This is a genomic window from Variovorax sp. 38R, from assembly GCF_014843395.1.
Classification (GTDB): domain Bacteria; phylum Pseudomonadota; class Gammaproteobacteria; order Burkholderiales; family Burkholderiaceae_C; genus Variovorax; species Variovorax paradoxus_H.
On record NZ_CP062121.1, the window covers coordinates 3,706,193 to 3,725,966 of the forward strand.

Here is a 19,774-nt window from a genome sequence, read left to right on the forward strand (position 1 = left end):
TAGAGCCTCTTGGCCTTCCAACCATTGGAAGGTTGAAACCAACCACCAGAACAGGAGAGCGCGATGAAAGCCCATAGCGTAACGACCCATGACCCCGTCAGCCCGCACTCGACAACACCGGTGCCGGACGGCACCGTGATGAACGATGCTCACCATGGCCACAGCCACCACGCTCATGCGCCCGCTGCCGCCAAGCCGGCAGCCGAGGGCCAGCAGGATCAGGTCGAGTACACCTGCCCGATGCACTCTCAGGTGCGTCAGATGGGGCCGGGCAACTGCCCCATTTGCGGGATGACGCTCGAGCCGGTGCTGGCGACGGCAGAGCAAGGCGAGAGCCCCGAGCTGCGGGACATGACGAAGCGGTTCTGGATCGGCATGGCGCTCACTGTGCCGGTCTTTGCCCTGGAGATGGGCGGACACCTCTTCAATATCCACCACCTCATCGCGCAGCAGACCTCGAACTGGGTGCAACTGCTGCTGGGAACACCGGTCGTGCTGTGGGCAGGTTGGCCCTTCTTCGTGCGTGCTGTGGCATCGGTGAAGAACCGGAGCCTGAACATGTTCTCGCTCATCGCGTTGGGCACCGGAGCCGCCTGGATCTACAGCATCGTCGGGACCGTCGCGCCCGGGCTGTTTCCAGCCGAACTTCGGCTGCAGGGCGGCGCTGTTCAGGTCTACTTCGAGGCTGCAGCGGTGATCACGGTGTTGGTGCTGCTGGGCCAGGTGCTCGAGCTTCGAGCGCGCGAGAAGACGTCCGGGGCCATCAAGGCCTTGCTCGGGCTTGCGCCGAAGACCGCGGTCAAGGTGAAGGCCGACGGTTCGGACGAAACCGTTCAGGTCGATGCCATCCAGGTCGGCGACCCCCTGCGCGTGCGGCCTGGCGAGAAGATCCCGGTCGACGGCGAGCTCACCGACGGCAAGGGCAACGTCGATGAGTCGATGGTCACGGGCGAACCCATTCCCGTCGCAAAAGCGGTCGGCTCCAAGGTGACCGCCGGAACGCTCAACCAGACCGGGGGCTTCGTGATGCGCGCCGAGAAGGTCGGCGCGGATACGCTGCTCTCGCAAATCGTTCACATGGTGGCCGCAGCCCAGCGCAGCCGCGCGCCCATCCAGCGCATGGCCGACCAGGTCGCAGGCTGGTTCGTGCCGATCGTCATCCTGATCGCGGTCATCACGTTCGGCGTCTGGCTGGCGTGGGGTCCCTCGCCGGCGTTCAGCTATGCCCTTGTCACGGCGGTCGCCGTTCTCATCATTGCTTGTCCCTGTGCGCTGGGCCTGGCCACGCCGATGTCCATCATGGTCGGGGTCGGCAAGGGCGCGCAGCACGGCGTGCTTGTCCGCGACGCAGAAGCGCTCGAGCGCATGGAAAAAGTCGACACGCTGGTGCTCGACAAGACCGGAACACTGACCGAAGGTCGGCCGAAAGTGGTTCACATCGAAACGACCGAGGGCTTTGGCAAGGACGACGTGCTGCAGAAGCTCGCGAGCGTCGAGCGGGCCAGCGAACACCCGTTGGCTCTGGCCATCGTGAACGCGGCGCAGGAGGGCAAGTTGAACCTGTCCGCCGTCACGGACTTCGACTCGCCGGTCGGCAAGGGCGTGGTCGGCACGGTCGACGGACAGCGGGTGGTCTCGGGCAGCGCGAAGTTCCTGGCCGAGAGTGGCATCGAATCGGCGCCATTGAACCAGGCTGCGGAAGAGCAGCGCGCCAAGGCGGCCACCGTCATCTTCGTCGGCGTCAATGGCAAGCTCGCTGGCTTCGTCGCCATCGCCGACCCCATCAAGGCCACGACGCCCCAGGCGCTCCAGCTGCTGAAGGCTGCAGGTATTCGCATCGTCATGCTCACCGGCGATGGCAAGACAACGGCCGACGCAGTGGGCAAACAGTTGGGCATCGATGAAGTCGTCGCCGAGGTGTTCCCCGAGGACAAGGTCGCGGTCGTGCAGCGCTTGATGAAAGAGGGCCGGGTCGTGGCCATGGGCGGCGACGGCGTCAACGACTCGCCAGCGCTGGCCGCCGCCACGGTCGGCATCGCGATGGGCACCGGCACCGACGTGGCGATGGAAAGCGCTGGCATCACGCTGCTCAAGGGCGACCTGATGGGCATCGTTCGCGCGAGGACGCTGTCGCACGCTGTCATGCGCAACATCCGCCAGAACCTGTTCCTCTCGTTCGCCTACAACGTGGCCGGCATCCCGCTTGCGGCAGGGGTGCTCTACCCTTTCTTCGGTGTGCTCCTCTCGCCGGTCGTTGCCGCCGCGGCGATGGCACTGTCGTCGGTCAGCGTGATCGGCAACGCGCTCCGACTTCGGACAGTGAAGGTGGAGTAGCTGTGATGCACGCCGCCTCCCGTCGCGGATGGCCGGAATGGCTGATTGCTTCTTGCGGCGTGTGGCTTGTCTGCCTTGGGTTCTACTTCATCTTTCTGCGACCGACCCTGTTGCCGGAAGACGCGCGCTTCATCGGCAGTTCGTTGACTCAGGTTCGGAAATGCAATCGACGCCGTGCCGGCCACATCTCCTTCCTGCAACGCCGCCAGAAGGCGGCTCCTTCGCGCCTCGTGGGCCAGGCGCTCAGCGCTCGGGCCCATACAGGTGCTCCCGGCCCATCGGGTAGCCTTGCGGCGAGACGTTGCCCTTGCTGAAGACGATCTGGAACAGGTGGGTATGGCCTGCCGGCGAGCGAAACATCTCGGCACAGCCGATCAGGTACGTGCGCCAGATGCGACGAAAGCGCTCGTCAAAGCGTTGCGGGTCCAGGGCCTGTATCGCGGGCCAGTGCGCCTCGAATCGCTGCGCCCAGGCGTCGAGCGTGGGCGCGTAGTGCCGGCGCAGGTTCTCGATGTCCAGCACCTCCAGGCCACTGCGCTCCATCTCCACGATCACATCCGCCAAGCTGGGAATCCAGTCACCCGGAAACACGTGCTTGCGAATGAACAGCTCCGTCTCGAAGCGCCCCATGTGGCCGATGAAGTGCAGGATCCCCAGCCCACCGGGCTTGAGGAACTGCGCATGTGCCCGAATCACTTCGGACAACTGGTCGCGGCCTGCGTGTTCCAGCGTGCCGATGGAGACCACCTTGTCGTACTGCTCGTCAACGTCACGGAAATCGGCTTCGCGCACCTGCAACGAGGCTTCCAGTCCGCGCCGTTCGATCTCGTCGCGCAGCCACTCGACCTGTTCGGTGGTGGTGTTCAGCCCTATGCCCGTGGCGCCGATCTTTTCCTGCGCCCGGAACATGAAGCCGCCAAATCCGCAGCCGATGTCGATGAAGCGGTCTTCGGGCTTGAGCAGGATCTTGCGGCACACATGGTCGATCTTGTGACGCTGGGCCTCCTCCAGGTTGCGGGTGCCTTCAGGCCAGTAGCCGCAGGTGGACATCATCAGGGGATCGTCGAGCCAAGGACGGTAAAAGCCTGTGCCCAAGCCGTAGTGCATGCGGGCGTTGGCCTTGGCCTGGACCGGGTCGCTGTTGGAGTGGCGCAGCTCATGCAGGCCGTTCTCGATGCTGTTGAGCGCACCGGCCTGCTGGTCGAAACCTGCGGCCATCCCCGCGGCCAGGGCGGCACCGAAATCGCCCTCGACGTCGAGCTCCTGGTCGAAGTAGGCCTGCATCAACCCCATGTGGCCCCGCGAGGCGGTGGCAAACAGCGCGGCCTCGGTGTGAAACCTCAGCGTGAAGACCGGTGCCCCCGTACCGACGTCGAAACGGCTGCCGTCGGGCATGACGACGGCAAAGCGTGTGGCGGCGCGCTCGCCGATGCCATCGAGCAGGTTGTGCAAGGCAAGAGACAGCATCATGGAATCGCCTGCAGCCTCGGCTGCGTCTAGCCGTCCAACGGCACGCCGCCTCCAAAGCGGCAGATCCACTGATCCATGAGCTCACGTTGCACGGCGGCGATCGAATGCTGCCAGGCGCCCATCGCCTCCCATTGCTGGCGCTGCACCAGCCATGCGCTCTTGGCAGCAGCCATCTGCAAGTCCATCATTACCTGAAAGATGCCTGCGCCGAAGGGCGCCGGCTGCATCGGTGTCGTCGAAAAAGCATCGTTGGCCATGTGAGATGTCTCCGGGAATAGGAACCGATCTTAGAAATTCGCCCTCGAGAGCGCTTGACGCACATCAAGCAAAGGCACCGTTTTCGCTCAGTTCGATGCGTTGCGGATCGCACTACGCAGACGCGCCGAGGCCTGCCCGATCTCGGCTTCCGCAGACTGCCATTGCGCCGCACCTGCCGCGTCCATATCGTCCAGTTTTTCCTGGACGGCTTTCTGGCCTTGCCGTAGCGCGAGAAGCTTCCGTTCGGTTGGCGCCCGCTCCTGTGCGCTGCCTTGCGCCAACCTGCGCTCGAGCACGGCGATCGTTTGGCGGGACTTGTCAACGTCCTGCTGTGCTTGTTCGACAATAGCGCTCTGCGTGCGGGTGATCGGCGCGTGCACGAAGGCAGGCTGAATGGCCAGCGTCTGGCGCGCGGCGTCGGGCAGCACGACACGCGCGCCGCGCACCTGCAGTTGCGACGCCGGAACAGCGACCAGGTGCTGCGCGGCTCCAGGGACGCCGCGGCCCGTGTCTACGATCAGGAATGTCACGCGCTTGTCGGTGCCCACGATCAGGTCCAGCACCTTGCCCAGCCGATCGCCCGATGCGTTGTACACGGACCGCCCGAGGATGCTCTGCCTGGCGCTCCATCCCGCGATCAGTTGATCGGTCTCGGTGACCTCGCCGGCCCATCGCGTGGCGCCCGCCACCTGCGCGCCGGCGAGACCGTTCGCCCCAAGCACCAGCATGAAGGTGAGCGCCATGCCCGGGCCAATGGTGCGGCGCGTCGTCTTCACGGCCACCCTCAGCCCGCCTTCATGGGCGTTGCCATGCCCGCGTGCATGGAAAAGTAGCGGCGCGCCATCGCAACCAGTTCGTTCGTGCTCATGTGACCCACCGCCTCCCATCCGACAATGCGAAGCGCCACTTCGGCGCGATGTCGCTCGACGTAGCGGCGAAAATCGGACAGCGCCGTATGGGAGCCCACGACGAGCACCTCGGCGATGCCCTTTGTCGCATCGCACACCTCGGCGAAGAATTCGTGCTCGCTGCGCACATTGCTGCCGTGCTGACGCGTGTAATGGACGTGTTCCTTCACCTGCTGAGCGAGCGCCTGCGCCGCATCGAACTGAAGGATGTGCGCAGTGTGATGATCGATCTGGACGACGGCGTGGAAAAGCGACATGGGAGTCCGATGCAAAGAATGACAAGTGGGCGACAGGAAGGTGCGCGGCGGGCACTCCGTACTAGGCTTCGATGATCACTTTGAGCGCATGCGTCTGGGCCGCGCGCCCGAAAGTGTCGTAGGCGTCCATCACTTGGTCCAGCTTGAATCGGTGCGTGATTAGCCGGGCGGGGTCCACCTTGCGGGCTTGCACCGTCTTCAGCAGCATCGGCGTGGACACCGTGTCCACCAGCCGGGTGGTGATTGCGATGTTTTGCGACCAAAGTCGCTCCAAATGGAGCTCGGCCGGGTGCCCGTGAACGCCGATGTTTGCGATCGTGCCCCCCGGCGCCACGATGTCCTGGCATAGCACGAAGGTGGCGGGTATTCCCACGGCCTCGATCGACACGTCGACGCCGCGTCCGCCCGTCAGCGCGAGCACGGCCTCGGCCGCCTTGCCGTCGGTGCTGTTAACGGTGTGCGTCGCGCCGAAGCGGCGCGCGACCTCGAGCCGGGCGTCATCCAGGTCGATGAGGATGATCTGCGACGGCGAATAAAACTGGGCAGTGAGCAGCGTGGCCAAGCCGATCGGCCCTGCCCCCACGATGGCCACGGTGCTGCCGGGAGCAACCTTGCCGTTGAGCACGCCGCATTCGAAACCCGTCGGCAGAATGTCGCTGAGCATCACCAGCGCCTCCTCGTCCGCACCAGCGGGAATCGGATAGAGGCTGGTGTCGGCATGCGGAATGCGCACGTACTCGGCCTGCGTGCCGTCGATGGTGTTGCCCAGAATCCAGCCACCGGAGGCACAGTGCGAATACATGCCGCGGCGGCAGTTCTCGCACTTGCCGCACGATGAGATGCACGAGATCAGCACGTGATCGCCCGGACGGAAGGCCGTCACACCGGCGCCCACGGTCTCGACCACGCCCACCCCCTCGTGTCCGAGGATGCGCCCCGGCGTGCAGGTCGGCACATCGCCCTTGAGGATGTGCAGGTCGGTGCCGCAAATGGTCGTCTTGAGGATTCGGACGACGGCGTCACCCGGCGCCTGAAGCTCCGGCTTGGGGCGGTCTTCGAGGGCCTTGAGGCCGGGTCCCTTGTATACGAGTGCTTTCATGCCCCGACGTTAGGCGCCCGTGCGCATCGGATGTTTGAGAAAACGCAAGGAATCCTCGCCTCCGTGTCCGAGGGCGCCTATCGGCCCTCGCACCCAAGAACTTCGAGACGGCGCAGCCACCGTCCACGCTGGGCGTCGTCCATGCTTTCGACCAGGCCGACCAGTGTCTCGTGGACCGGCGCAATGCCCACGAAGCCGAGTATGTTGCGCTCCAGCGCCTTCGGGCTGTGGGCGCAGAAGTACCAGCGATAGACCAGGGGGGCATCCCCATGGTCACGACGATGCGCGCCGAGCGACCTTCAAGAGCTTGACACCCAGGTGGCCCTGCGACGAGCGCGCGAGTGCAAACCCGGGGCGAAGCACCTGTTCGAGGAAGCCTTGGGTCAATGCCGGCATGCCACCGAGCCACAGCGGAAAGAACAGCACGATGTGGTCGGCCCACTGGATCGCATCCTGCGCAGGCTGCAGAACCGCAGGCACGGCCTGCGCGTCCCACACAGCCTTGCTGAGCAGCAGTGAAAACTCCAATTCTGCGATCCGGATGAACCGCACTTCATGGCCGCCCGCCTGCGCGCCCCGTGCGTAGGCTTGGGCGAGCGAATGACCGAGATGCACGGTCGACGCGTCCGGGTGGCCCTGCAGCAGGAGGACTTTTCTGGACATATGTTCGGCCTGACAACGCCGCCCCGGAACGACAGATGGAACCATCCTGCGCACCGCGCGGCAGCCTGCGCTTGCGAAAGATCAAGTCCACGTGATCGGACACCGGGCCCGGCGACCGCGCCGTCTTGACGCGGCGTCGCCCGGCGCGACACTGCGGGCATGAACACCCCCCGTCCATCGGAAGCGGTCGTCGGCTTGGCTGTGGCGCTGGGCGTCGGACTCATCGTCGGCATCGAACGCGAACGCCGCAAGGGCGACGGCGATCGGCGAGAGGCGGCGGGTTTGCGCACATTCGCCGTCGCAGCTTTGAGCGGCGCAGTGGCGCAGCTGATACCGGTGCCTGCGCTCGTTCCCATCGGTGGCGCACTCGTCGCAGCACTGGCGGCCGTGTCGCACTGGAAGAGCCGATCACGCGACCCGGGAATGACCACCGAGCTCGCCCTCTTCGCGACCTATCTGATCGGCGTGTTGTGCATGTTCGAGCCGTCGCTCGGGGCCGCCTGCGGCACCGGCCTGGCGCTGCTGCTGGCGGCGCGCCACAGGCTGCACCGGTTCGCCACGCAGTTGCTCAGCGAACAGGAGCTTCACGATGGCGTCCTGCTGGCCGCGCTCGCCCTAGTCGTTCTCCCGTTCATTCCGTCCCGACCGATCGAGATGCTGGGCGGCATCGCGCCCAGACCGCTGGCCGCGATGGTGCTGCTGATCATGGCGATCCAGGCCGCGGGACAAGCGGCGGTGCGCTGGCTCGGCGTGCGCGGCGGCTTGCTGGGCGCGGGCTTCGCATCCGGGTTCGTATCGAGCACGGCCACCGTCGCGTCCTTTGGCAACCGTGCACGCGAACAGCCGGCGAACACCGGCGTGCTGGCTGGCGCCGCGGCCCTCTCGGCAGTGGCCACCTGGGTGCTGGCCCTGACCATGACAGCCGCGCTGTCGCCGCAAGCCGCGCTCGCATTGCTGCCCGTGGCACTGGCGGGCGCAGCGGGCGCGGCGGCCGTGGGTCTGCTTTCGCTGCTGTCGGCTGCACCGTCCGTCACGCCCCAAGCACCTGCGAGCACCCGCAGCGCGCTGCGCCCGCGTGCGGCGCTTGCAGTTGCCCTCGCCTTGGCGATGGTCGCATTGCTGGTAGGCACGGCGCAGCAGCACTTCGGCGACGCGGGCCTGCAGGTCGGCATTGCGCTGGGGGCGCTGGTCGATGCGCATGCGCCCGTGGCCTCGCTGGCTTCGTTGCACGCGGCCGGCACGCTGGCGACAGATCGTTTCATCCTCGGCGTGCTCGTGGCAGTCGGAACCAACACCCTCACGCGCTGCGCTGTGGCACTGGCAGCCGGCGGCCGAAACTACGCGTTGCGCGTGGCGTCCGCGCTGATCGCGAGCCTCGCCTGCGCGTGCGCGGCCGCCATCTGGCTGGCGCGGCCATGACCGAGCCAGATGGCCGTGCCCCGGAAAGCTCACGCGGCCTCAGCCCGCCGCCATGGGCGTGGTGCATCCCACACACATCGACCGCGAGACGGCCTCCTTCAGCACCGCGCCGAGCCCGGGGTTCGGCCGGTATGTCGTCAGGCCCTTGAGCCCGCGTCGCCAGGCGTGCATATACAGGTCCTTGAAGTCCTCGTAGGTGCAGTCGGCGGGCACATTGACCGTCTTGGAGATGGCGGCGTCGATGAACGGTGCCACGGCCGCCACCATCTCCACATGCGCCTGCGCGCTCATCTGCAGTGCACCAACGAACGCTGGCCCCAGCGCCGCATGAGCGCCCTTGCGCTGGCGAAACAGCCGCAGCGCATGGTCCTCGACCACGTACTCCTCCATCCCGCCCTCCGGCAGGCGCCGGTGCCGCGCGAAGGTCCAGGCGTACGCCGGCTCGATGCCGTTGCTCGCGTTGTCCGCGAAGGCCAGGCTGATGGTGCCGGCGGGCGCGATCGACAGCAGGTGCGAGTTGCGGATGCCGTGCGCGCGAATCTGCGCCTTCAGCGGCTCGGGCAATCGGGAGGCGAAGGTGCCTCGGCCCAGGTGGAGGTCCGCATTGAAGAGGGAAAAGGCACCGCGCTCCCGGGCAAGCTCACACGATGCAGCGTACGCCGCGTCCCGCAGGGACTGTGCGATTCGCTGCGCGGCGTCGCGGCCCTCGCCGGCGTCGTAGCGCAGGTTGAGCATCACCAGCGCATCGCCCAAGCCCGTGAATCCCAGCCCGATGCGCCGTTTGCCGAGCGCCTCTTGACGTTGGCGTTGCAGAGGCCAGGCCGTGATGTCCAGCACGTTGTCCAGCATGCGCACGGCTACGCCCACTAAACGCGAGAACCCCTCCTCGTCGAAACGCGCGGCCGGCTCGAACGGGTACTTCACGAAGCGTGTGAGGTCGATCGATCCCAGGCAGCAAGCGCCGTAGGGCGGCAAAGGCTGCTCACCACAAGGATTGGTGGCCACGAGCGTCTCGCACCATGACAGGTTGTTGTCGGCATTGATGCGGTCCAAGAACAAGGCACCGGGCTCCGCATGCATGTAGGCCGATCGCATGATCCGGTCCCACAGCGCTCGCGCGGGCCGTGTGCCGTACACCCACAGCCCGTCGCCGCGCCGATGCTGGGCGTCGGTGTGGATGCTGGGCCCGGGTTGGGCCCGATGCACCAGTTCGACGCTCCGGTCGTCGCACACCGCCTGCAAGAAGGCGTCGGTCAACCCCACAGACAGGTTGAAATTGGTCAGTCCTGCGTGGTCCTTCGCGCCGATGAAGTCCTCGATGTCGGGATGGTCGCAGCGCAACACGCCCATCTGGGCGCCGCGCCGTGCGCCGGCCGACTCCACCGTCTGGCAGGAGCAGTCGAACACGCGCATGAACGGCACCGGACCCGACGCACTCGACTGTGTGCCGGCCACCCAAGCGCCGCGCGGACGGATGCGGGAGAAATCGTAGCCCACGCCGCCGCCGCGACGCATGGTCTCGGCGGCTTCGGCCAGCGCGACGTAGATGCCTGGGTGTCCTTCGTCATCCCCGGTGATCGAGTCGCCCACAGGCTGCACGAAGCAATTGATGAGGGTGGCCGCCAGCGTCGTGCCGGCCGCCGACTGGATGCGTCCCGCAGGCAGGAAGCCGTCCTGCAACGCCTGGCGAAAGCGCGATGTCCAGGCCTCGCGATCCTCGGGCTTCTCGGCCTGCGCCAGTGCACGCGCCACGCGGCGGTGGATGTCGTCGATGCAATGCTCGTCCCCACGGGCGTATTTCTCCATCAGCACGTCTTGACTGATCGGTTGTGCGGGCAGCGCCGCAGGAAGGGGGGTGTCGACGGTATCGCTTGTCATGGGCATCACCGGAAACTCACATCTGGGCGCCCATGATGAGCGGATGCCTTCGCACAAGCTTGATCCAGCGCAAGGCGCCGGATGCGGCGCACTTCTAGAGTGAATTGAGTCTGATCACACCGCATATCGCACGATGCTGCAGACACGAGCTGGTGCGCACTCAAGAGAAAGAATGCATGGCACGTCGCTATCGAATGCCCGACATCACCGTCCGAATTCCCTTTGAAACCACAGAGCCGGGGCGCGTCGCGCTGCTTCGGTCCGCCGGCATTCCGCTGGACGCGCAGGGCGCCCTCGTCTGGGGCTTTCTGCACGAGCGAAGGCCTGGCCGATTCGGTGCGGGCTCGATCTGTCGCTGGTTCGCCACCGCAAGCACGGACCCCCTACCGGTCATGACAGGCGCGGGGCTGTCCCCTGCGCACGGTTTCTGATATGAATACGCTGCGTTCGATCCTCGTGCACCTGGACGGCACCGATCGCGCCGAGGTGCGGCTGCGCCTGGCGCACCGCCTGGCGGCCATGCACGAGTCGGCATTGACCACGCTCTTTGCCGTGTCTCCGAGTGTGCTGGCGGTGCCGCCGATGATGGGCGGGCTGCCGCCCATGTCCACGGCCGGCGAGATCGACCGCGACCACCGAGCCCACGCCGCAGCGGTATTTGAACGCCTCCTGCAGGACCACGCCAGCCGCAGTGACTGGCTCGAATTGCGCGGCGAGCCTGTCATCGAGAGCTTCATCCGGTGCGCGCTCACCTGCGACCTCATGGTGCTGGGGCAACGCAATCCGCGGGATACGGCCGGCTTCGACGTGCCTGGCGATTTCGTCGAGGCGGTCGTTCTGGGAAGCGGCAAGCCGGCACTGGTCATTCCGTTTGCCGGCAGGGTTTCTCCAAGCCCGCCGAAGGTGCTGCTCGCCTGGCGTGCGACGCGCGAATCGGCTCACGCACTCAGCACCGCCATGCCCTTGTTGCAAGCGGCGCAGGAAGTCCATCTGGTGGCGTCTTCGGATAGCGGTGACCCCGTCTCACCGGTATCCCGGCTGCGGGACTACCTGCGCCTGCACGGCATCAATCAAACCCTGGAGCATCGGTCACTTGAGGGCAGGCACCAGGGCGAAGCGTTGCTTTCGCTGGCAGGGGAAGTCGGCGCTGGGCTGATCGTCATGGGCGCCTATGGTCACAGCCGTGCGCGCGAACTCTTCCTTGGAGGGGTCACACGCACGGTACTGGAATCAGCCACGGTTCCCGTCTGGATGGCGCACTGACCCCCAAGGCCGAACCGTGTGGAACCGTGGTTCGGGCCCCATCCCCTGCGTCAGCCCGGGATGCGCCAGGCACCGTCGGCTTGCCGACATGCACTGCCGCCAACGCTGTCGTGCCGTCCGCCGACCACCACCTCGATCTTGAATTCACGGCACTGGGAGCCGCCGCGCGCGAAGCTGCGCGTGGGCGTGAACACGAAGCTGTCGCCTGTCTCACGATTGCGCCAGGCCGAGGGCTCGCCGTCGGACGCGGTTTCCAACGCACTCGCCGCACGGCGCCGATCGCCGTCATCCATTGCCCTGGCCGCCACGCTGCCAAGCGCGACGCCGGCAAGGGAGCCCGTGAGCAGGCTGCTGGACCGAGCGCGCTCGGGAACTCCCTGGCAGGCCGCCAGCGCCAACACGGCGCTCGAAGCGAAAAGAACAGACACGAGCCTCATCTGCTTCTCCTCGGCGTTGCCTGATCGCTCAGGCGCAGTGACATAGGCCGCGCGAACCGTCCGCCAGCGCGGCGAGCAGCCCACCCCCGCCATGGAAGATCGAGGTACCGCAAGGGATCAGGGACAGCATTCATGCCTCATGAACAGTGTGAACGATGCCGCAGACCGCGTCGACCGGGGCCTTGATGCAGGTCAACTTGCCGCCCGCGCACCGTCGGGCTGCAAGATCACCCGACGGATCTTGCCGCTGCGCCCGTAATGTGCGCTTTGCCCGCCACGACAATGGATGTGGATGCCCTGCGCCCCCTGCCCCTCGAGAAATTCCGTGAGCACGGCGCGCGCTTTACGCAGGGATTGTGCGGCTCGTTCCCCCGTCCCACGGGTCTTCAGCAGCAGATCGTGAGGCCCCTGCTGCACCAGTTGGAAGTCGAACAGCCCCGCTTCTTCCTCGAGCACCGTGCTTATCGCCAGCGGCACCACCTTCACCGTGGGCATTCCGCAGGCGCCCGCCAGACGCAGCGTATCGTCGTCGCGACCCAGCACTTCGATGGCTGGCAGGTGCGAACCGCATTTGCAGGCCCCCTCCAGCAGCGTGACCCGGTCGCCCAGGTCATAACGAATCAACGGCTGCAGATGGTTCGCCAGATTGGTGAGCAAGGTCGTGGCGCCGGAATGGCCGGGCTGCACGGACCGGCCATGCGCATCGATCGATTCGAGAATCGCCCAGTCGCTGTTCAGGTGCAGCACGCCCAAGGGGCATTCGAATGCCAGCGACAGGAACTCCGATGCGCCATAGCTGTTGGCCACCGGGCACGCGAACACGCGCCGCACAAATGCACGACTGGCGCTCGACAGCGTCTCGCCGCCGGCCCAGATCTCGCGCGGCGCCGCCCTCAGCCGGCCAGCCTGGCGTTCTTCCGCCAGCAGCACCGCGGCACTGGGATAGGTGGCCACCACCGTCGGCGCGAAGGCGTCGAGTTCCGCGCACAGCCTGTCCAGCGGCTGCAGGAAGGAAATGCCGTGCAGGCGCTGCGAGAGGCCCGGCTGCAGGCGCCCAAGACGCTCAACCGACACCGTGCTGGCGAAATGCCCCTCAATCGCGCCGACGAAGGCGATGCGTTCGTTCAGGCTCCACGGATCGAGCAATCGCTCGAGCGGCCGCAGTTGCGGCCGACGCAGCGCCTCCAGCGCGTCGTACACCGCCATCGCTTTCGCATCCTGCACGAAGATCGCAGGCTCGCCGGTGCTGCCGGAGCTTTCCCACACGGTATAGCGCCCGAGAAAGTCCGCCCCGATGTTCGCGGGATCGGCGATGAAGCGGCGCAGCCCGTGCAGTGTGAGCGTCGGATCGGTTACCCAGCCCTCGAAGTCCCCCATCAACTCGGCCTTGTGTGACACCGGCAGATCTTCCAGCCGCACCGTGGCTGGATCGCACCCTTTCAGCACATGCCGATACCGAGGCGAATGCGCGGCCGCACTGGCAAGGAGCGCGGCGAGGCGCTGCGCGCGCAGGACGCCAAGCGAGTCGGCCGAGGCCTGCGTGGCCATCGACACCTCGGCCGCGACCACGTACGCCCGCCACGGATCAAAAGTCGGCGCCATGGTGCGTGCGCAGGGGTGAATGGGCGTGCATGGGGGATTCCTGTGAGCCCAAATCTTGCCCCTGCGCCGCACCGACGGCTTGACGTGTATCAAGCTGCGGGCCGCCAAGGCCCTTCACCATGGGCGATCACTTTGGAGTCAGTTTTGAGCATTCGCTATCTCGATCGCCTGCTGTCGCCGGCCTCCGTCGCCGTGTTCGGTGCCTCCAATCGGCCAGGCAGCGTTGGCGCGACGGTCTGGCGCAATCTTCGGGCCGGTGGCTTTGCCGGGCCGGTCTACGGCGTGAACCCGAAGTACGACTCGCTCGATGAGGTGCCCATCTTTTCCAGTGCAGCCTGCCTGCCCGCCGCACCCGATCTGGCGTTGATCTGTACGCCGCCGGCCACCGTCGCGCCGCTGGTCGCACAACTGGGCTCCTTGGACACCCGGGCGGTGGTGATCATCACGGCCGGGTTGAGCGTGCAGCAAAAACAGGCGGCACTGGAGGCTGCACGCCCCTTCACACTGCGGTTGCTCGGTCCCAACTGCCTGGGCCTGCTCAGTCCCCACGTCGGACTGAACGCCAGCTTCGCTCACACGGATGCACTGGCGGGCGACATGGCCTTCGTCTCGCAGTCGGGTGCGTTGGTCACGGCGGTGCTCGACTGGACACGCAGCCGCGGTGTAGGCCTGTCGCACCTGATCTCCTTGGGCGAGCACTGCGACGTCGACTTCGGCGACCTGCTTGACCACTTGGCCAGCGATACGCGCACGCGCTCGATCCTGCTGTACGTGGAATCCATCGAATCACCACGCAAGTTCATGTCCGCCGCACGGGCGGCCGCACGCAACAAGCCGGTGATCGTGGTGAAGGCCGGGCGCGCAGGCAACGGCGTCAAGGCTGCGGCCTCGCATACCGGTGCGCTGGCGGGTTCGGACACGGTCTACGACGCCGCAATCAGGCGCGCCGGCATGCTGCGCGTCGACACCTTGCAGGAGCTTTTCATCGCCGCGCAGACGCTGTCGCGATTTCGCGGCAATCGACACAGCACGCTCACGGTCATGACCAACGGCGGGGGCGCCGGGGTCATGGCCGCAGACGCGGCCGCGCGCGAAGGCGTCACGCTTGCCGACCCCGTCGCGGATCTGAAGTCCCGCCTCGACGCCGTGCTGCCGGCGCACTGGTCGCATGCGAACCCCATCGACATCATCGGTGACGCGCCGGTCGAGCGCTATGCCCAGACACTGTCCGCGCTGCTGGCTGACGATTCGGCCGGGGCGGTGCTCTTCATGCATGCGCCGACGGCCATCGTGCGCGCCGAAGACATCGCGCGCGCCTGCCTGCCGCTGGTGCGCGGCCACGCCTCGCGCGTGATGAGCAGTTGGCTCGGTGATGACGCGGTGGCACAGGCGCGCAAGCTCTTCGAGGAGGCCGGTGTGGCTGACTACGCCACGCCCGAAGAGGCGGTGCACGCCTTCGCGATGCTGCAGACCTACCGGCGCAACCAGGAGATCCTGATGGAAACGCCCAGCGCCGCACGCAACGCCGCACCCGACAGCGTCGTCGTGCGCGCGACGCTCGACGCCGCCCTGGCGGATGGGCGCGAATGGCTGGGCGAGCAGGAGGCCAAGGCGCTGCTGCAGGCCTACGGCATCGAGACTGTGCCCACGCTGGCAGTCGCCCCAACGCCCGAGGCGGCCGTCGAGGCCGCGCGGGGGCTGGGCTATCCGGTGGCGCTGAAGATCCTCTCGCGCGACATCACGCACAAGACGGACGTGGGCGGCGTGCGGCTCGGGCTGGGCGACGAGGTCGCTCTGGACCGCGCGGCGCGCGAAATGCTCAAGGCCGTGCAAGGCGCCAGGCCGCTGGCCCGGATCGATGGCTTCACGGTGCAACGCACCGTGCACCGCCCGCATGCGCAGGAACTCATCGTGGGCGCGAGCATGGACAGCGTTTTCGGGCCGGTGATCCTCTGTGGCCAGGGCGGCACCGCCGTCGAGGTGATCGGCGATACGGCCATCGCCCTGCCACCGCTGAACCATGCGCTGGCGCAGGAGCTCGTTTCGCGCACCCGGGTCGCGCGCCTGCTCGGCGGCTTTCGCGACCATCCGCCGGCCCGTCTCGAGGCGCTGTACGACGTGCTTGTCGCGGTGTCGCAGATGCTCGCCGACCTGCCGCAACTGGCCGAGCTCGACATCAACCCACTGTGGCTGGACGAAGACGGTGCGCTGGCGCTCGACGCGCGCGTGCGCCTGTCGCCTACGCCGGTCGGTGGCGCCGAGCGCTTCGCGATCCTGCCCTACCCCACGCAATGGGTGCGTGCGCAGACCTGGCGCGGCCGTGAGATCGTGGTCAGGCCGATCCGGCCCGAAGACGAACCGCAACACGTGCGCTTCATCGCATCGCTGGACCCCCAGGACACGCGCTTTCGATTCTTCTCCCCTCGCAAGGAGTTGCTGCACAGCGAACTCGCTCGCCTGACCCAGATCGACTACGACCGCGAGATGGCCTTCATCGCTGAGGCCGTCGATGTACAAGGTCGTACCGAGACGCTGGGCGTGGCCCGCACGGTGAGCGATCCGGACAACGTGGAAGCCGAGTTCGCGATCGTCGTGCGCTCCGACCTCAAAGGCCAGGGATTGGGCAAGCTGCTGTTCGAACGCCTGATCGAACATGCCCGCGATCGGGGCATCGAACGGCTGGTCGGACTCGTGCTGCGCGACAACGCCCGCATGCTCAAGCTCTCGGCCGACATGGGTTTGAAGGCCGATCCGCAAGAACCCCCCTCGTCGGGCCTGCGACGAATGGTGATGGAGCTGAAGACCCCGACAAGCGCACCGCACTCGTCGGTGTGACCTCATCAACGCGCTCGTCGAGATAGCGGGTGATCTCGGTGATTTTTTCGTTGCGCAGACCGGGCGAAGATGCCTTTTGCCAGCGACGCGTCAACGCCCGGAAGCGCTCTCCAGACTTGAGGATGGCGTGTTGCGCCTGACGTTGCCCAAGCGCGAAGGTGGCACTCACAACGTCCTGAATACCCAGTGACCACGTCGCGCCGGTGGCGCCGGCAGCGGGATCTCCTGCGCGGACTGCCTCAGTCTTCGAAGGAGTCCCGCGTACTCGGCGCTTGCATCATCCGTCTCGACCAGGCGTCCCAAGACGCGGGTACGGTGCCACCCGGAAAGCCCCGGACGACCTTGCGCCATGCATGAGCGGCACACGCTGGCGGTCCCGCTTCATCAGCGATCGCGGGGACCGCAGCCCCTCACCTGGCGCCTGTCGCCCCCGCCCGCACGCAGTGGCGCTCACATTCAGGGTGCCGGCTTCCCATTGGTGTCCTGCACCTTCGCGTACCGTCATGTTGCCCGCCACGGGCATGGCAAAGGAGTGGGTGGCCTTTGATCCAGCTCAGCCGACAACGGGGACCACCTCCTTCGCCGTCGCATGCACGAGCATCACGGGAACCGCTGATCCGCGCACGATCCGCTCCGCGCAGCTTCCCAGCAAGACCTGACCCAGGCCACGCCGGCCATGCGTCCCGGCGACGATGAGGTCGGCCTGCCATCTTTTCGCTTCGTCGGCGACGAGGCTTGCGACTGTGCGGTCCACCTCGTCGTAGAGCACGGTGTCGACTTCGACCCGCGCCCGGCGCACACGGTCGGCACACCGAAAGAGCAGGCGCGCCGCCTCCGCCCGAAGATCGTCAAGCCCGTCGCGGGCATAGCTGGCCTGCGCGACGGAAAGTTCGTCGATCGCGTGGAGCAGCCGGACCCGGCTCTTCAACGGTCTGGCAAGGCGAATCGCCTCTTCGACAGCGCGAGCCGATGCCGCGCTGCCGTCGATGGGCACGAGTATTCGTAGATACACAAGCTGCTCCTTGCCCCGCACGGGCCGCCATGATCCGCAACGCGTGCGCTCGTCGGAGCAAGAGCGCAGCCGGTGCAGTGAAATTCAGCGACGGGCGGCCAGAAAGCCGACGATCAGTGCTGCCGTGGCAGCGATGCCCACCGCGCGATACGGATGATGGTGAATCGCCTTGTCGGTAGATGCGGTCGCTTCACGCGCCTTGCGCATCGCACCGGCCTGCAGGGCATCGGCGCGCTCGCGCGTGCGTTGCAGCCCGCCCTTCATCTGCTCGCCAATGGCGAAGTTTCCGTGTGAGGGTCCATTCGATTTGTCGATCGATGCGGTGGCGACCTCGGGAATCATGCTGTTCATGGTTTCGTCCTTTCTGGGTTTGGTTGCATGCCGACTCATTCTGGACACGTGCTGCAGTCGTGGATTTGAGATGCATCAATCAAGTGGGCGCGGGGGGTGCTCGTGCCGGCCCTCGTGCCTGTCGACGACGCCGACGCCTTGTTCGACGGCCCGCTGCAGCCGTCGGGGAAATCAGACCACCCTGCGTTCGTTCTCCACGCTCGCAATGCCGGGTGCGGCCCATGCCACCCCTTGGGCCGCCGTGCGCTCCGCCCAGGAGTGAACGGTTCCGCGCAGAACGGCTTTCGAACCGCTCACTACGACCTAGATGCGCTTGGGCTCATCCCGAGCGTGGCACTTTGACACGCATCAAATCACCGGCAACTTGGATAGATGTTGATGTGGCGCAAGGCCGTCGTAGTCGCACAGTCGAAGAATTTGCCTACCCGTCGCACCGGGGCTGGCGGCAGGTGCGTGTTGCAGGCGGCCCCGAGGAGAAAACAATGCCCGTTTACAAGCACATTCTGGTTCCGTTGGATGGTAGTCCCACGGCCGATCGTGGCCTGCTGGAAGCCATTCGCCTGGCCAGTGAACTCAAGAGCGAACTGCGGCTGCTTCACGTGATCAACGACTTTCCGATGCGAATGGAGATTTCGACGATCTCCAGCTTCGAGGCTGGCCTCCTGCAGATGCGCGCGTATGGCGAATCGGTCTTGTCCAAGGCCCTGACTCAGGCCAACGCCGCCGGCGTGCAAGCCCAGACTGTGCTGCGCGAAGTCACGCAGGGCCGCGTCGCCGACATCGTGACCGAGGAAGCCGGGAAGGCCGCCTGTGACCTGATCGTGATGGGCACCCATGGCCGCCGAGGTCTGAGCCGGCTGGCGCTGGGCAGCGACGCGGACCGTGTGGCACGAAGCAGCCCCGTGCCAGTGCTGCTGGTGCGTGGGGCGTCGACGAGCTGACCCCGGAACCGCACTTTCGACTCCACATTCCAACCCTTTGCATCGACGAGAAAACCATGACAACGAACACACTGCGCACCCTCATGGCCTCCGCGGCCCTCGCCATCGGTGCCTGCGCCTTCGCCGCCGACTACATCGCGCCGGCACAACTGAGCCCGCCGGAAAGTTCGGCACAAGGCGCTCGCGATGCCGCCGGCCGCGCCGCACGAGATGCGCAGAAGGCAGCTCGCAAGGCGGAGGATGCGGCCAAGGCCGCCGCGGCAAAAAGCAAGGTGGCCACCGGCAAAGTTTCCAGGGCCTTGGCCGAAGGCATCCGCCAGGCCGCAAAGAAGGCCGCGGAAGCGGCGACGCGGCTGGAAGAGAAGGCCGCCGCATCGGCCGGCAAGGCACTAGACGAAAGCAAGGACCTTGCACGCGCGGCCCAGGAAGAAAGCGCAAGGGCCGCGCATGCTTCCAGGGAAGCCCTCGCCAGGGCCGAGGAGTCGGTCAACCGCGCTGCGCAGGCCAGCAAGGAAGAGGCCGAACAGGCGGCACAGGCCACGCGCGAGGCGCTCGACAAGGCTGACGAGGCCATGCGCTCGGCGGCCAAGGCTGTCGCCGACGCCTCGGCACGCACGCTTGAAGCTATGAAGCGTGCTGCTCGCCCGGCGGGTCAGGAAAAGAAGTGACACCTGCGAATCTGCAGAAAGGGGATTTTCATGAATCCAGACATTCAACTCAGACACGATGTCTTCGCGCAGCTCAACTGGGACCCGGCGGTCAACGCTTGCGACGTCGATGTGCGCGTGCAAGACGGCGTGGTGACCTTGCGCGGGCAGGTGGCCGATGAGGCTCAGCGGGCGGCGGCAGAGCGTGCCGCACGGCGTACGGACGGGCTGACCACGCTGCTGAACCGGCTCACCGTCCGCCCGGCCCAGGCGTCGGCCGTGGTGCGCATGACGCCCAGCACTCACTCGGGCTGACCGCCCCTCACTCGAAGTCACATGCCCTGGATTCGGTGTTACCGACTTGCACCATATCAACCTTGTGCGCCCCCGCGTGTCCATA

General features: G+C 66.5%; 20 protein-coding genes. 8 read left to right on the forward strand and 12 right to left on the reverse strand.

Features of this window, described 5'->3' with window-relative positions; translation table 11 throughout:
• Positions 1 to 63: 63 nt before the first annotated feature.
• Complete coding sequence (locus IG196_RS17155) at positions 64 to 2,334, forward strand: copper-transporting P-type ATPase (RefSeq protein WP_192192077.1); 2,271 nt, start codon at positions 64 to 66, stop codon at positions 2,332 to 2,334.
• A gap of 243 nt (positions 2,335 to 2,577) precedes the next feature.
• Here the strand turns inward: IG196_RS17155 and IG196_RS17160 are convergent, their stop codons facing one another.
• The 6 genes from IG196_RS17160 to IG196_RS17185 all read right to left on the reverse strand — a co-directional run bounded on the left by IG196_RS17160 (position 2,578) and on the right by IG196_RS17185 (position 7,034).
• The gene (locus IG196_RS17160) at positions 2,578 to 3,804 is read right to left on the reverse strand and encodes an SAM-dependent methyltransferase (protein ID WP_225616695.1); all 1,227 of its coding nucleotides are present in this window, start codon (positions 3,802 to 3,804) and stop codon (positions 2,578 to 2,580) included.
• Between the two features lie 26 nt (positions 3,805 to 3,830).
• Complete coding sequence (locus IG196_RS17165) at positions 3,831 to 4,061, reverse strand: hypothetical protein (protein WP_192192078.1); 231 nt, start codon at positions 4,059 to 4,061, stop codon at positions 3,831 to 3,833.
• Positions 4,062 to 4,148: 87 nt separating this feature from the next.
• Positions 4,149 to 4,838 carry a PRC-barrel domain-containing protein gene (locus tag IG196_RS17170; RefSeq protein WP_192192079.1) on the reverse strand — a complete coding sequence of 230 codons (690 nt, stop codon included), beginning with the start codon at positions 4,836 to 4,838 and terminating at the stop codon, positions 4,149 to 4,151.
• A gap of 8 nt (positions 4,839 to 4,846) precedes the next feature.
• Positions 4,847 to 5,227 (reverse strand): hypothetical protein, encoded by a 381-nt coding sequence (locus tag IG196_RS17175; protein ID WP_192192080.1) that lies wholly within the window; start codon positions 5,225 to 5,227, stop codon positions 4,847 to 4,849.
• Positions 5,228 to 5,288: 61 nt separating this feature from the next.
• The gene (locus IG196_RS17180) at positions 5,289 to 6,326 is read right to left on the reverse strand and encodes a zinc-dependent alcohol dehydrogenase family protein (protein WP_192192081.1); all 1,038 of its coding nucleotides are present in this window, start codon (positions 6,324 to 6,326) and stop codon (positions 5,289 to 5,291) included.
• A gap of 273 nt (positions 6,327 to 6,599) precedes the next feature.
• Positions 6,600 to 7,034: an NAD(P)H-dependent oxidoreductase gene (locus IG196_RS17185; RefSeq protein WP_225616696.1), complete on the reverse strand. Its 435-nt coding sequence runs from the start codon at positions 7,032 to 7,034 to the stop codon at positions 6,600 to 6,602.
• 114 nt (positions 7,035 to 7,148) lie between these two features.
• Between IG196_RS17185 and IG196_RS17190 the strand changes: the two genes are divergently transcribed.
• Positions 7,149 to 8,408 carry an MgtC/SapB family protein gene (locus tag IG196_RS17190; RefSeq protein WP_192192082.1) on the forward strand — a complete coding sequence of 420 codons (1,260 nt, stop codon included), beginning with the start codon at positions 7,149 to 7,151 and terminating at the stop codon, positions 8,406 to 8,408.
• A gap of 39 nt (positions 8,409 to 8,447) precedes the next feature.
• Here IG196_RS17190 and IG196_RS17195 read toward each other — a convergent pair whose 3' ends face one another.
• Complete coding sequence (locus IG196_RS17195) at positions 8,448 to 10,292, reverse strand: adenosylcobalamin-dependent ribonucleoside-diphosphate reductase (RefSeq protein WP_192192083.1); 1,845 nt, start codon at positions 10,290 to 10,292, stop codon at positions 8,448 to 8,450.
• A 170-nt stretch (positions 10,293 to 10,462) separates the two neighbouring features.
• On the opposite strand from IG196_RS17195, the gene IG196_RS17200 reads away from it, so the two are divergent.
• Positions 10,463 to 10,717, forward strand: a complete 255-nt coding sequence (locus IG196_RS17200) for a hypothetical protein (protein WP_192192084.1) — start codon at positions 10,463 to 10,465, stop codon at positions 10,715 to 10,717.
• Position 10,718: 1 nt separating this feature from the next.
• Entirely contained in the window at positions 10,719 to 11,549 is an 831-nt protein-coding gene (locus IG196_RS17205; RefSeq protein ID WP_192192085.1) for a universal stress protein, read from the forward strand.
• A gap of 50 nt (positions 11,550 to 11,599) precedes the next feature.
• Here the strand turns inward: IG196_RS17205 and IG196_RS17210 are convergent, their stop codons facing one another.
• Positions 11,600 to 11,986, reverse strand: a complete 387-nt coding sequence (locus IG196_RS17210; protein WP_192192086.1) for an RT0821/Lpp0805 family surface protein — start codon at positions 11,984 to 11,986, stop codon at positions 11,600 to 11,602.
• Positions 11,987 to 12,178: 192 nt separating this feature from the next.
• Entirely contained in the window at positions 12,179 to 13,588 is a 1,410-nt protein-coding gene (locus IG196_RS17215) for a phenylacetate--CoA ligase family protein (RefSeq protein ID WP_192192087.1), read from the reverse strand.
• 144 nt (positions 13,589 to 13,732) lie between these two features.
• On the opposite strand from IG196_RS17215, the gene IG196_RS17220 reads away from it, so the two are divergent.
• Positions 13,733 to 16,423, forward strand: coding sequence for a bifunctional acetate--CoA ligase family protein/GNAT family N-acetyltransferase (locus tag IG196_RS17220; RefSeq protein WP_192192088.1), 2,691 nt, complete (start codon positions 13,733 to 13,735; stop codon positions 16,421 to 16,423).
• A 553-nt stretch (positions 16,424 to 16,976) separates the two neighbouring features.
• Here the strand turns inward: IG196_RS17220 and IG196_RS17225 are convergent.
• From IG196_RS17225 to IG196_RS17235, 3 genes are all read right to left on the reverse strand, one after another.
• On the reverse strand, positions 16,977 to 17,456 hold the full coding sequence (locus IG196_RS17225) for a universal stress protein (RefSeq protein ID WP_318646635.1): 480 nt from the start codon (positions 17,454 to 17,456) through the stop codon (positions 16,977 to 16,979).
• Positions 17,457 to 17,519: 63 nt separating this feature from the next.
• A complete protein-coding gene (locus IG196_RS17230; RefSeq protein ID WP_192192090.1) occupies positions 17,520 to 17,786 on the reverse strand; it encodes a DUF883 family protein in 267 nt (88 codons plus the stop codon).
• Between the two features lie 171 nt (positions 17,787 to 17,957).
• Positions 17,958 to 18,083 carry a BON domain-containing protein gene (locus IG196_RS17235; RefSeq protein WP_225616697.1) on the reverse strand — a complete coding sequence of 42 codons (126 nt, stop codon included), beginning with the start codon at positions 18,081 to 18,083 and terminating at the stop codon, positions 17,958 to 17,960.
• Positions 18,084 to 18,268: 185 nt separating this feature from the next.
• Here IG196_RS17235 and IG196_RS17240 point away from each other — a divergent pair, with 185 nt between their 5' ends.
• Genes IG196_RS17240 through IG196_RS17250 form a run of 3 tightly spaced genes read left to right on the forward strand, consistent with a single transcriptional unit; the run spans position 18,269 to position 19,689 of the window.
• Complete coding sequence (locus tag IG196_RS17240) at positions 18,269 to 18,727, forward strand: universal stress protein (protein ID WP_192192091.1); 459 nt, start codon at positions 18,269 to 18,271, stop codon at positions 18,725 to 18,727.
• A 56-nt stretch (positions 18,728 to 18,783) separates the two neighbouring features.
• Complete coding sequence (locus tag IG196_RS17245; protein ID WP_192192092.1) at positions 18,784 to 19,395, forward strand: hypothetical protein; 612 nt, start codon at positions 18,784 to 18,786, stop codon at positions 19,393 to 19,395.
• A 30-nt stretch (positions 19,396 to 19,425) separates the two neighbouring features.
• On the forward strand, positions 19,426 to 19,689 hold the full coding sequence (locus tag IG196_RS17250) for a BON domain-containing protein (protein WP_192192093.1): 264 nt from the start codon (positions 19,426 to 19,428) through the stop codon (positions 19,687 to 19,689).
• The last annotated feature ends 85 nt before the right edge of the window (positions 19,690 to 19,774 follow it).

Coding starts and splice junctions, on each gene's coding strand:
- IG196_RS17180 (WP_192192081.1), bottom strand. CDS start 6,326: ATGAAAGCACTCGTATACAAGGGACCCGGCCTCAAGGCCCTCGAAGAC.
- IG196_RS17175 (WP_192192080.1), bottom strand. CDS start 5,227: ATGTCGCTTTTCCACGCCGTCGTCCAGATCGATCATCACACTGCGCAC.
- IG196_RS17195 (WP_192192083.1), bottom strand. CDS start 10,292: ATGCCCATGACAAGCGATACCGTCGACACCCCCCTTCCTGCGGCGCTG.
- IG196_RS17250 (WP_192192093.1), top strand. CDS start 19,426: ATGAATCCAGACATTCAACTCAGACACGATGTCTTCGCGCAGCTCAAC.
- IG196_RS17245 (WP_192192092.1), top strand. CDS start 18,784: ATGACAACGAACACACTGCGCACCCTCATGGCCTCCGCGGCCCTCGCC.
- IG196_RS17190 (WP_192192082.1), top strand. CDS start 7,149: ATGAACACCCCCCGTCCATCGGAAGCGGTCGTCGGCTTGGCTGTGGCG.
- IG196_RS17205 (WP_192192085.1), top strand. CDS start 10,719: ATGAATACGCTGCGTTCGATCCTCGTGCACCTGGACGGCACCGATCGC.
- IG196_RS17155 (WP_192192077.1), top strand. CDS start 64: ATGAAAGCCCATAGCGTAACGACCCATGACCCCGTCAGCCCGCACTCG.
- IG196_RS17160 (WP_225616695.1), bottom strand. CDS start 3,804: ATGATGCTGTCTCTTGCCTTGCACAACCTGCTCGATGGCATCGGCGAG.
- IG196_RS17215 (WP_192192087.1), bottom strand. CDS start 13,588: ATGGCGCCGACTTTTGATCCGTGGCGGGCGTACGTGGTCGCGGCCGAG.
- IG196_RS17200 (WP_192192084.1), top strand. CDS start 10,463: ATGGCACGTCGCTATCGAATGCCCGACATCACCGTCCGAATTCCCTTT.
- IG196_RS17240 (WP_192192091.1), top strand. CDS start 18,269: ATGCCCGTTTACAAGCACATTCTGGTTCCGTTGGATGGTAGTCCCACG.
- IG196_RS17185 (WP_225616696.1), bottom strand. CDS start 7,034: ATGGTTCCATCTGTCGTTCCGGGGCGGCGTTGTCAGGCCGAACATATG.
- IG196_RS17210 (WP_192192086.1), bottom strand. CDS start 11,986: ATGAGGCTCGTGTCTGTTCTTTTCGCTTCGAGCGCCGTGTTGGCGCTG.
- IG196_RS17230 (WP_192192090.1), bottom strand. CDS start 17,786: ATGAACAGCATGATTCCCGAGGTCGCCACCGCATCGATCGACAAATCG.
- IG196_RS17165 (WP_192192078.1), bottom strand. CDS start 4,061: ATGGCCAACGATGCTTTTTCGACGACACCGATGCAGCCGGCGCCCTTC.